Source organism: Pantoea sp. CFCC18177 (assembly GCF_059412425.1).
The window spans coordinates 95628-106521 of sequence record NZ_JBNBPL010000006.1; the positions used below are offsets into that span (position 1 = coordinate 95628).

10 protein-coding genes are annotated in these 10894 nt (G+C 52.9%); 6 read left to right on the top strand and 4 right to left on the bottom strand.

Annotation, left to right across the window (positions count from 1 at the left end; genetic code table 11):
- Position 1: 1 nt before the first annotated feature.
- The 4 genes from leuC to leuL all read right to left on the bottom strand — a co-directional run bounded on the left by leuC (position 2) and on the right by leuL (position 4243).
- The gene (leuC, locus tag ACPUC8_RS08275; protein ID WP_039329366.1) at positions 2-1408 is read right to left on the bottom strand and encodes a 3-isopropylmalate dehydratase large subunit; all 1407 of its coding nucleotides are present in this window, start codon (positions 1406-1408) and stop codon (positions 2-4) included.
- 4 nt (positions 1409-1412) lie between these two features.
- Positions 1413-2504 (bottom strand): 3-isopropylmalate dehydrogenase, encoded by a 1092-nt coding sequence (gene leuB, locus ACPUC8_RS08280; RefSeq protein WP_494926024.1) that lies wholly within the window; start codon positions 2502-2504, stop codon positions 1413-1415.
- 2 nt (positions 2505-2506) lie between these two features.
- Entirely contained in the window at positions 2507-4069 is a 1563-nt protein-coding gene (leuA, locus tag ACPUC8_RS08285; protein WP_058971194.1) for a 2-isopropylmalate synthase, read from the bottom strand.
- Between the two features lie 90 nt (positions 4070-4159).
- Positions 4160-4243, bottom strand: coding sequence for a leu operon leader peptide (leuL, locus tag ACPUC8_RS08290; RefSeq protein WP_153011429.1), 84 nt, complete (start codon positions 4241-4243; stop codon positions 4160-4162).
- A gap of 998 nt (positions 4244-5241) precedes the next feature.
- Between leuL and ilvI the strand changes: the two genes are divergently transcribed.
- From ilvI to ftsL, 6 genes are all read left to right on the top strand, one after another.
- Entirely contained in the window at positions 5242-6966 is a 1725-nt protein-coding gene (gene ilvI, locus ACPUC8_RS08295; protein WP_039329361.1) for an acetolactate synthase 3 large subunit, read from the top strand.
- A gap of 2 nt (positions 6967-6968) precedes the next feature.
- Positions 6969-7460, top strand: a complete 492-nt coding sequence (gene ilvN / locus ACPUC8_RS08300; RefSeq protein WP_008108620.1) for an acetolactate synthase small subunit — start codon at positions 6969-6971, stop codon at positions 7458-7460.
- 199 nt (positions 7461-7659) lie between these two features.
- The gene (gene cra, locus ACPUC8_RS08305; protein WP_039329358.1) at positions 7660-8670 is read left to right on the top strand and encodes a catabolite repressor/activator; all 1011 of its coding nucleotides are present in this window, start codon (positions 7660-7662) and stop codon (positions 8668-8670) included.
- A gap of 493 nt (positions 8671-9163) precedes the next feature.
- Complete coding sequence (gene mraZ, locus ACPUC8_RS08310) at positions 9164-9622, top strand: division/cell wall cluster transcriptional repressor MraZ (protein ID WP_039329356.1); 459 nt, start codon at positions 9164-9166, stop codon at positions 9620-9622.
- A gap of 2 nt (positions 9623-9624) precedes the next feature.
- Positions 9625-10566, top strand: a complete 942-nt coding sequence (rsmH, locus tag ACPUC8_RS08315) for a 16S rRNA (cytosine(1402)-N(4))-methyltransferase RsmH (protein WP_494926025.1) — start codon at positions 9625-9627, stop codon at positions 10564-10566.
- Entirely contained in the window at positions 10563-10883 is a 321-nt protein-coding gene (gene ftsL, locus ACPUC8_RS08320) for a cell division protein FtsL (protein ID WP_039329354.1), read from the top strand. The genes rsmH and ftsL overlap by 4 nt, the downstream gene beginning before the upstream one ends.
- The last annotated feature ends 11 nt before the right edge of the window (positions 10884-10894 follow it).

Sequence of the window (10894 nt, forward strand, 5' to 3'; positions counted from 1 at the left end):
CTTAAGCTCCCTGAGTCAATTCACGAATGTCGGCAAAACGACCGGTTACCGCCGCAGCTGCAGCCATCGCCGGGCTCACCAAGTGAGTACGACCACCACGGCCCTGACGACCTTCAAAGTTACGGTTGCTGGTGGATGCGCAACGCTCGCCTGGATTCAGACGGTCGTTGTTCATCGCCAGACACATGGAGCAACCCGGCAGACGCCATTCAAAACCCGCCTCTAGGAAGATTTTATCCAGACCTTCCGCTTCGGCTTGCGCCTTCACTGGACCGGAACCCGGTACCACCATCGCGACGACGCCTGGTGCCACTTTGCGGCCTTTAGCGATAGCGGCAGCCGCACGCAGATCTTCAATACGTGAGTTGGTGCAGGAACCGATAAACACTTTATCGATGGCTACGTCGGTCAGTTTGATGCCTGGCTGCAAATCCATATAAGCCAAGGCTTTTTCGGCAGAGGCGCGCTCAACCGGATCGGCGAAGGACTGTGGATTCGGGATAGCCTGATCCACCGCCATCACCTGGCCTGGGTTGGTGCCCCAGGTCACCTGTGGTGCGATATCAGCCGCGTTCAGGGTGACAATGGTATCGAATTTGGCATCGCTGTCGGACTTCAGGGTGCGCCAGTAAGCTACGGCCTCTTCCCACTGCTCGCCTTTTGGCGCGAACTGCTTATCTTTCAGATACGCGAAAGTGGTGTCGTCTGGCGCGACCAGGCCAGCTTTCGCGCCCATTTCAATCGCCATATTACACAGCGTCATACGGCCTTCCATGCTCAGCGCTTCAATCGCCGGGCCACAGAACTCCACCACATGACCGGTACCGCCGGCGCTGCCGGTTTTACCGATAATCGCCAACACAATGTCTTTTGCGGTGATGCCCGTGGCAGCTTCGCCCTGGACTTCAATCTTCATGGTTTTGGCACGACCCTGTTTCAGGGTCTGTGTGGCGAAGACGTGCTCCACTTCAGAGGTCCCGATGCCGAAGGCCAGTGAACCGAACGCGCCATGCGTGGCGGTATGAGAGTCACCGCAGACAATGGTCATGCCTGGCAACGTCATGCCTTGTTCAGGCCCGATCACGTGCACGATGCCCTGGAACGGGTGATTCAGGTCATACAGCTGAATACCGAACTCAGCACAGTTCTTGATCAGTTCTTGCATCTGAATACGCGCCATCTCACCCGACGCATTAATGTCTTTGGTCTGGGTTGAAACGTTGTGATCCATGGTGGCGAACGTCTTTGACGGCTGGCGCACTTTGCGGCCGTGGGCGCGCAGGCCATCAAAGGCCTGCGGTGACGTCACTTCATGGATCAAATGGCGATCGATGTACAGTAACGGGGTTTCGTTTGGTGCTTCGTGGACGACATGTGCATCAAATAATTTCTGGTATAAGCTTTTCATTTTATTATTTTTCCTCAGCGATGAAACCGGCAATGATGCTGCCCATCTCATCTGTGCTCACGGCTGGGCCGTTGCCGGCCAAATCGCGGGTGCGATGGCCCGCTTCCAGCGCACGGCTCACCGCACGCTCGATGCTGTTCGCTGCGTCATCCGCATTCAGGCTGTAACGCAACAGCATAGAGAGCGAGAGAATCTGGGCAATCGGGTTAGCGATATTCTGGCCGGCGATATCTGGCGCAGAGCCGCCTGCGGGCTCGTACAAACCAAAACTCTCTTCGTTCATGCTGGCAGAAGGCAGCATGCCCATTGAGCCGGTAATCATCGCGCACTCATCTGACAGAATGTCACCGAATAGGTTAGAACACAGCAGCACGTCAAACTGTGATGGATCTTTAATCAGCTGCATGGTGGCGTTGTCGATGTACATATGGCTCAACTGCACATCCGGGTAATCTTTTGCCACTTCGTTGACGATTTCACGCCACATTACGGAGGTCTGCAACACGTTGGCTTTATCAACGGAAGTCACTTTGTTACGGCGCTTACGTGCAGCTTCAAAGGCGTTACGGGCGATACGTTCAATCTCAAAGCGGTGATACACCTCGGTATCGAAAGCACGCTCGTGTGGGCCGCTGCCTTCACGACCTTTTGGCTGGCCGAAGTAGATACCGCCGGTTAATTCACGCACGCACAGAATGTCGAAACCGCGTGCTGCGATATCGCTGCGCAGTGGGCAGAACGCTTCCAGACCTTTGTACAGGGCAGCAGGGCGCAGGTTGCTGAACAGCTTGAAGTGCTTACGCAACGGCAGCAGTGCACCGCGCTCAGGCTGAGCGGCTGGTGGCAGGTGTTCCCATTTTGGTCCACCCACTGAACCGAACAGAATCGCGTCGGCCTGCTCAGCACCCGCAACGGTGGCCGGTGGCAGAGGTTCACCGTGACGATCGATGGCGATACCGCCCACGTCATATTCGCTGGTGGTGATGCGCATATCGAAACGCGCGCGAATCGCATCGAGCACTTTCATGGCCTGCGCCATTACTTCCGGGCCGATTCCGTCGCCGGGCATTACCGCAATATGGTAAGACTGAGTCATAGTTACACCGTTTCCTTCTGATCTTTAAATTTACGCTGCAATTCTTTTTCTACCTGCTTGGCACGCCAGATGTTGTTCAGGGCATTCACCATCGCTTTAGCAGAAGATTCGACGATATCGGTCGCCAGACCAACGCCATGGAATTTACGACCGTTGTAATTAACGACGATATCGACCTGGCCCAGGGCATTTTCGCCGTGACCTTTCGCTGTTAATTTGTAGTTCACCAGTTCAGCTTCAAAACCGGTAATACGGTTGATGGCTTGATAAACCGCATCAACTGGACCGTTACCGGTCGCTGCATCCGCTTTGGTCTCTTCACCACAGCCCAGCTGGACAGAGGCGGTAGCAGTGACGCTCGAACCGGTCTGCACGTTGAACTCTTTCAACTGGAAATATTCAGGCTCTTCGTTCTGCTTATTAATGAAGGCCAAGGCTTCCAGGTCGTAATCGAATACCTGACCTTTTTTGTCCGCCAGCTTCAGGAAGGCATCGTACAAAGCATCCACGTTGTAGTCGGAATCTTTGTAGCCCATCTCTTCCATGCGATGTTTTACCGCCGCGCGGCCTGAACGAGAGGTCAGGTTCAGCTGGATTTTGTGCAGGCCAATAGATTCTGGCGTCAAGATTTCGTAGTTCTCGCGGTTCTTCAATACGCCATCCTGGTGGATGCCAGAAGAGTGGGCGAAAGCACCGGTGCCGACGATGGCTTTGTTGGCCGGAATCGGCATGTTGCAGATCTGGCTGATCAACTGGCTGGTGCGGTAGATTTCCTGATGATGGATATTGGTATGCAGATTCATGATCTGCTGGCGGGTTTTAATCGTCATGATCACTTCTTCCAACGCACAGTTGCCGGCGCGCTCACCTAAACCGTTGATCGTGCCTTCAACCTGGCGAGCACCGGCCAATACTGCGGCAACCGCATTGCCGGTGGCCATACCTAAGTCATCGTGGGTGTGAACCGACAAAATCGCTTTATCGATATTTGGTACACGTTCGCGCAGTTGGCTGAAGATGTTGGCGTATTCATGCGGCAAGGTGTAGCCAACGGTGTCCGGAATGTTGATGGTGGTGGCGCCTGCGTTGATAGCGGCTTCGACCACGCGGCACAAATCGTCGATCGGCGTGCGTCCACCATCTTCACAAGAGAACTCTACGTCGTCGGTATAGTTACGGGCACGTTTAATAGAGGCTACCGCGCGCTCAATCACTTCGGGCAGGGTGCTGCGCAATTTGGTGGCGATATGCATCGGCGAAGTGGCGAGGAAGGTGTGGATACGAAATGCCTCTGCAACGCGCAGTGCTTCGTAAGCGGCATCGATATCTTTATCAACGCAACGCGCCAAAGCGGCAACACGGCTGTTTTTCACCGAGCGGGCGATGGTCTGTACCGATTCGAAATCGCCAGGTGAGGAAATAGGGAAACCGACTTCCATTACATCCACGCCCATACGTTCCAGTGCCAAGGCGATCTGCAGTTTTTCTTTAACACTCAGGCTGGCCTGTAATGCTTGTTCGCCGTCACGCAGAGTGGTATCGAAAATAATAACTTGCTGGCTCATGGTCATCTTCCTTTTGCTTTAACTTCGCCGTTGCGAGCATAAAAAAACCCGCGCATCGGCGCGGGTTTCTTAAACTTCTTCAGGTTCGAATCAGTGATTGATTCCGCCCACAAGTCTACCGCGCAAACTGAATGCGTTTAGTAGTAGACCGAGTAGACGGAAAGAACGGGACATGATTCGAACCTCGTAAATTTTGTGTTGCCCATATTGATACTGGGATTGCGGCGGGAAGTCAACCCTAAGTGAAAGGGTATTTCTTAAGGTGGCTAAGGGCGATCTGCTGTGAATATCTGGCTGTGCAGAGCATTGGCGTTAATTAGCTGCTGCCTGAAGGGGTTAATCATCCTAAAAAATCTTTTAAAAAAGCCAATTAACTTTAAGGTGTTGAATTTTAATTGTTTTTCTTGGTGATATATGTGGTTTTATACAGAGCGTTCAGCGCATTGCATAGCACAATGTCATGCGAATACAGGATTTCAAAGTTAATCACGCCAGAAAGTAATTCTCAGGGGAAATTGTGGACTGAGCGGTCAGGCAATATGAAAATCATATTTCTTAGAACACGCTGCAAATAATCGCCAAACCAGCATATTCCTCTGTGGTTGTGCAGTCCGATTAGTTTAATCCTCGCGAGCAATTATCACGCGTCAGTGCCTTTTCTGCCGGATTAAGCGCGCCGTGGCGTCCTGACGTTTGCAGGGCGGGTTTTCTACGGTTATGGTAATCGACCTACTCTTAAAAGAATTCAGGCTGCGTCCCGCCATTATTCGTGGATGCCGCTGGATGCTAAATGGCCTTGCGGCAAGGCATGAATCACGAGGTTTGGTGGGCCCAAATACGTGATGAATAACGCAGCTGCAAGGCCATTTAGCTCCAGCCCTACGGGTCGCATCCCAAAAAGCCGTTCTCATCGTTGTCGGGTTTGGCCATAGGCCCACTATGGCCTTCACCCTCCGCCTTGATAACGGCTTTTTGGGATGTGACGGCACCGCGAATAATGGCGGGACGCAGCCTAAAAGTAGATTCCCTGTACCTGGAAGACAGAAATGAATTCTGTGTTCTGAGCATAAACATAAGATTTTGATCTTAATTGGCGAATAGAGAGCGGTATGCCAGTCGCGCAGGGATAATTCGCGTTGCTGGGTGCTGATCCTCAAGCCTGGAGGCAGAAAATGGAGATGTTGTCAGGAGCCGAAATGGTCGTCCGTTCGTTAATCGATCAGGGCGTTAAGCAAGTATTCGGCTATCCGGGCGGAGCGGTGCTCGATATTTATGATGCGCTGCAAACGGTCGGTGGTATTGACCACGTACTGGTTCGCCATGAGCAAGGCGCAGTTCATATGGCTGATGGTCTGGCGCGCGCAACCGGCGAAGTCGGTGTGGTGCTGGTCACCTCAGGCCCGGGCGCAACCAATGCGATTACCGGTATTGCTACCGCGTACATGGATTCTATTCCGATGGTGATTCTGTCGGGACAGGTACCCTCTTCATTGATTGGTTACGATGCGTTCCAGGAGTGCGACATGGTCGGGATTTCCCGTCCAGTGGTGAAGCACAGCTTCCTGGTGAAAAACGCGGAAGAGATCCCAACCGTGCTGAAAAAAGCCTTTTGGCTGGCAGCAAGTGGTCGCCCAGGCCCGGTGGTGATCGATCTGCCAAAAGATATCCTGAATCCTGCGAACAAATTACCGTATGTCTGGCCGGAAACAGTGAGCATGCGCTCATATAACCCGACCATTCAGGGTCACAAAGGGCAAATCAAGCGTGCTCTGCAAACGTTGCTGGCCGCACACAAACCGGTGATTTACGCCGGTGGTGGCGCAATTATGTCAGGCTGTGAAGCGGAACTGCTGCAACTGGCAGAACAGCTGAACATCCCAGTGACCACGTCGCTGATGGGGCTGGGCGTGTTCCCTGGCACACACCGTCAGTGTGTGGGCATGCTCGGCATGCACGGTACTTATGAAGCCAACATGACGATGCACAATGCCGACCTGATTTTCGGCATTGGTGTGCGTTTTGATGACCGTACCACCAACAATCTGGCGAAATACTGCCCGAACGCCACCATCATGCATATCGACGTTGACCCAACGTCGATTTCGAAGACGGTGAGCGCGGATATTCCGATTGTTGGCGATGCCAAACAAACGCTGTCTCAGATGTTGGAAATGCTGGCGCAAAGCGATGCCAAACAAGAGCTGGATAGCCTGCGTGACTGGTGGCAGACCATTGATGGCTGGCGTAGCCGCAAGTGTCTGGAGTTTGACCGCACCAGTGACAAGATCAAACCGCAGGCAGTTATTGAGACCATCTGGCGTTTGACCAAAGGCGATGCTTACGTCACCTCTGACGTGGGTCAGCATCAGATGTTTGCTGCGCTTTACTATCAGTTCGACAAGCCGCGTCGTTGGATCAACTCCGGCGGTCTCGGCACCATGGGCTTCGGCTTGCCAGCGGCGCTGGGCGTGAAAATGGCGCTGCCTGATGAAACCGTTATCTGTGTTACCGGCGATGGCAGTATCCAGATGAATATTCAGGAGCTGTCGACCGCGCTGCAGTACGATCTGCCGGTGTTGGTGCTGAACCTGAACAACGGCTTCCTCGGCATGGTGAAGCAGTGGCAGGACATGATCTATTCCGGTCGCCACTCGCAATCTTACATGCAATCTCTGCCTGACTTCGTGCGTTTAGCGGAAGCCTATGGCCATGTGGGGATTTCGATTGCCCATCCTGCCGAGCTGGAAGAGAAGCTACAGCTGGCATTGGATACCCTGGCGAAAGGGCGTCTGGTGTTTGTGGATGTGAATATTGATGGCAGCGAGCACGTGTATCCAATGCAGATTCGTGGTGGCTCGATGGACGAGATGTGGTTGAGCAAAACGGAGAGGACATAATTATGCGTCGTATTTTATCAGTTCTGCTGGAAAATGAATCCGGCGCATTGTCTCGCGTGGTGGGCCTGTTCTCTCAGCGCGGCTACAACATCGAAAGCCTGACGGTTGCACCAACGGACGATCCTACACTTTCACGCATGACCATTCAGACCGTCGGCGACGAGAAAGTGCTGGAGCAAATCGAGAAGCAACTGCACAAGCTGGTGGACGTGTTACGTGTCAGCGAACTGGGGCAGGGTGCCTACGTTGAACGTGAAATCATGTTGGTGAAAATCCAGGCGAGCGGTTATGGCCGTGAAGAAGTGAAGCGTAGCGCGGAGATTTTCCGTGGTCAGATTATTGACGTCACACCAACGCTGTACACGGTTCAGCTCGCGGGCACCAGTGATAAACTCGACGCCTTCCTCAACACGGTGCGCGACGTCGCTGAGATCGTTGAAGTGGCACGCTCGGGTATTGTTGGCGTCTCGCGTGGCGACCGCGTGATGCGTTAATTCCGCCATGTGACCATTGTGTATCAAAGCTAACCCGGCGTAATGCCGGGTTTTTTTTATTTTATGCGCTTGTGATAGCTGCCAGATAAAAGCGGTTGCTCAGCGTAGTTTTCTGCGGTTAGATGTTACAAATGTTTTACCCCTAGCTACACTGCGGACATTTCCGCCAGCCATAGCTAATCAGAATTAAGGTGTCATCGTGAAACTGGATGAAATTGCGCGCCTGGCGGGCGTGTCGCGCACCACGGCCAGCTATGTCATTAATGGCAAAGCGCGGCAGTATCGTGTCAGCGACAAAACCGTTGAAAAAGTGATGGCGGTGGTGCGTGAATACAATTATCACCCCAATGCCGTTGCGGCGGGCCTGCGCGCGGGTCGAACGCGTTCGATTGGCTTAGTCATACCTGATTTGGAAAACACCAGTTACACGCGTATCGCGAACTACCTTGAGCGCCAGGCGCGTCAGCGTGGCTATCAATTGCTGATTGCCTGCTCAGAAGATCAGCCTGATAACGAAATGCGCTGTATCGAGCATCTGCTGCAGCGTCAGGTGGATGCGATTATCGTTTCAACCTCACTTCCTCCTGAGCACCCGTTCTATCAGCGCTGGATCAACGATCCACTGCCAATTATCGCGCTTGACCGTGCGCTGGATCGTGAACACTTCACTAGCGTGGTGGGAGCCGATCAGGACGATGCACATGCTTTGGCCGCTGAATTGCGTCAGCTTCCGGTGAAGAATGTGCTATTCCTCGGGGCGCTTCCGGAGCTATCGGTAAGTTTTCTGCGTGAGATGGGCTTCCGTGATGCGTGGAAAGATGACGAACGTCCTATCGATTACCTCTACTGTAATAGCTTTGACCGTGCCGCTGCTGCCACGCTTTTCGAGAAATACCTCGAAGATCATCCGATGCCGGAAGCCCTGTTTACCACCTCTTTTGGTCTGTTGCAGGGCGTGATGGACGTCACACTGAAACGTGAAGGACGCTTGCCGACTGAGTTGGCGATCGCCACCTTTGGCGACCACGAATTACTGGACTTCCTTGAGTGTCCGGTGCTGGCCGTTGGGCAGCGTCACCGTGATGTGGCCGAGCGCGTGCTGGAATTAGTATTAGCCTCGCTGGATGAACCGCGGAAACCCAAGCCGGGATTAACCCGCATTCGTCGAAATTTATTCCGCCGAGGACAATTAAGTCGTCGCACAAAATGAAATCGTGGGCAGAAGCTTGCCCGCGTTTATTCATCCTGCAAATATTTTATTGCCAGCGGATTGCGGTAAAAAAGCGTAAATTATCGCCACCTCTGCTAACGAATTAACAGCGCTACATTTTCTTACTTGTTTACATCTTCAACAGTGATGCGTAGCAGAGCTGGCGCGATGGTGCTGGGCTTCCTTTCAGAAATCCCCTAAAATGCAGCCGCTGTCGCATATCCCGGGATAATTATCTTTCGCGGTAAAAGCGCTTTATTTTTCACCATTTCTCAAATCGTGAAAATTTTTATTCCATTATTCATTAGGTTAATTTTTTATTTTGCCATTCTTCAGCTGTCATTTCCCTCCACTAAATAATTCTATCCCTTGTAAAGAGTGATATTCACTTGTCGTTGCGGCTTGACAAGGATTTCATAGGCTCCGTAAACTCGTTTCGTGGTAAAAAGTGGGATAAAGTGGTGAAAACGGGTGACTGAGGGGTAAGGCTGGCATGTTCCGTGGGGCAACGTTAGTCAATCTCGACAGCAAAGGCCGACTGGCGGTACCTACGCGCTATCGTGATTTGCTCGTCGCAGAGTCTCAGGGTCAAATGGTGTGCACCATTGACCTCCATCAGCCCTGCCTGTTGCTTTATACCCTGCCCGAATGGGAAATCATTGAGAAAAAACTGGCGCGCTTATCCAGCATGAATCCGAATGAACGTCGCGTGCAGCGACTGCTGTTAGGGCATGCCAGTGAATGTCAGATGGATAATGCAGGTCGTTTGTTGCTGGCCAATACGCTACGCCAACATGCGAGCCTCACCAAAGAAGTGATGCTGGTTGGACAGTTCAACAAGTTTGAGCTGTGGGATGAACAGACCTGGTATCAACAAGTTAAGGACGATATTGACGCAGAACAGTCAGCTCAGGAGCCTTTATCTGAGCGGTTGCAGGACTTGTCGCTATAGCTATGCAGGATAATTTTAAACACACCACAGTGCTGCTGGATGAGGCGGTTAACGGCCTCAATATCAGGGAAGACGGCATTTACATTGACGGCACTTTTGGTCGCGGCGGTCACTCACGCCTGATCCTTTCGCAGCTTGGCGCGAATGGACAGTTACTGGCGATTGACCGCGATCCGCAAGCCATCGCTGCTGCCGCTGAAATCCAGGACCCGCGCTTTTCGATTGTGCACGGGCCGTTTTCCGCCCTGGCTGACTATGTTGAAGAGCGTGGCCTGACGGGCAAGATCGATGGCGTATTGCTGGATCTGGGCGTCTCTTCACCCCAGTTAGATGATGCAGAGCGCGGTTTTTCATTCATGCGTGATGGCCCACTGGACATGCGCATGGACCCGACGCGGGGACAATCTGCCGCAGAGTGGCTGATGAGCGCGGAAGAGGCCGATATCGCTTTTGTGATTAAGACCTACGGTGAAGAGAAGTTTGGCAAACGCCTCGCACGCGCCATTGTGGAACGCAACCGCGAACAGCCAATGACGCGTACCAAAGAGTTAGCCACGGTGATTGCCGCTGCGATGCCAGTCAAAGACAAATTTAAGCATCCGGCAACGCGCACCTTCCAGGCGATCCGTATCTGGATCAACAGCGAACTGGAAGAGATTGATACCGCGTTGAAAGGCGCGATGTCGGTACTGGCACCGGGTGGTCGGTTGTCCATTATCAGCTTCCACTCACTGGAAGACCGCTTAGTGAAACGCTTTATGCGCGATCAAAGCCGAGGCCCACAAGTGCCAGCGGGTATTCCAATGACTGAAAGCCAGCTAAAAGCGCTGGGTGGACGCGAATTGAAAACGCTGGGCAAGCTGATTCCTGGCGAAGCTGAAGTGAATGAAAACCCACGCGCACGCAGTTCAGTCCTGCGTATTGCTGAAAGGACCGCGACATGATTGGAAACGAGCGACATAGCCTGCCCGGCGTCATTGGGGGTGACTTGCTGCGATTCGGCAAGATCCCGGTGTTGCTGCTGGTTGCGGTGCTGGTGTCCTCGATTCTGGTGGTGACCACCACGCATAAAACCCGTCTGTTGACGGCACAGCGTGAGCAATTGGTATTAGAACGCGATGCCCTCGATATCGAGTGGCGTAACCTGATTCTGGAAGAGAATGCGCTTGGCGATCACAGCCGGGTAGAGCGGATAGCAACCGATAAGCTGCAGATGCAGCATGTTGATCCTTCACAGGAAAATATTGTGGTGCAGAAATAAGGAATCGCAGA

What these genes read in the sequence shown, in the direction of transcription:
- leuC (WP_039329366.1), bottom strand. Translation starts at nt 1,408, where the DNA reads ATGAAAAGCTTATACCAGAAATTATTTGATGCACATGTCGTCCACGAA.
- leuB (WP_494926024.1), bottom strand. Translation starts at nt 2,504, where the DNA reads ATGACTCAGTCTTACCATATTGCGGTAATGCCCGGCGACGGAATCGGC.
- leuA (WP_058971194.1), bottom strand. Translation starts at nt 4,069, where the DNA reads ATGAGCCAGCAAGTTATTATTTTCGATACCACTCTGCGTGACGGCGAA.
- leuL (WP_153011429.1), bottom strand. Translation starts at nt 4,243, where the DNA reads ATGTCCCGTTCTTTCCGTCTACTCGGTCTACTACTAAACGCATTCAGT.
- ilvI (WP_039329361.1), top strand. Translation starts at nt 5,242, where the DNA reads ATGGAGATGTTGTCAGGAGCCGAAATGGTCGTCCGTTCGTTAATCGAT.
- ilvN (WP_008108620.1), top strand. Translation starts at nt 6,969, where the DNA reads ATGCGTCGTATTTTATCAGTTCTGCTGGAAAATGAATCCGGCGCATTG.
- mraZ (WP_039329356.1), top strand. Translation starts at nt 9,164, where the DNA reads ATGTTCCGTGGGGCAACGTTAGTCAATCTCGACAGCAAAGGCCGACTG.
- rsmH (WP_494926025.1), top strand. Translation starts at nt 9,625, where the DNA reads ATGCAGGATAATTTTAAACACACCACAGTGCTGCTGGATGAGGCGGTT.
- ftsL (WP_039329354.1), top strand. Translation starts at nt 10,563, where the DNA reads ATGATTGGAAACGAGCGACATAGCCTGCCCGGCGTCATTGGGGGTGAC.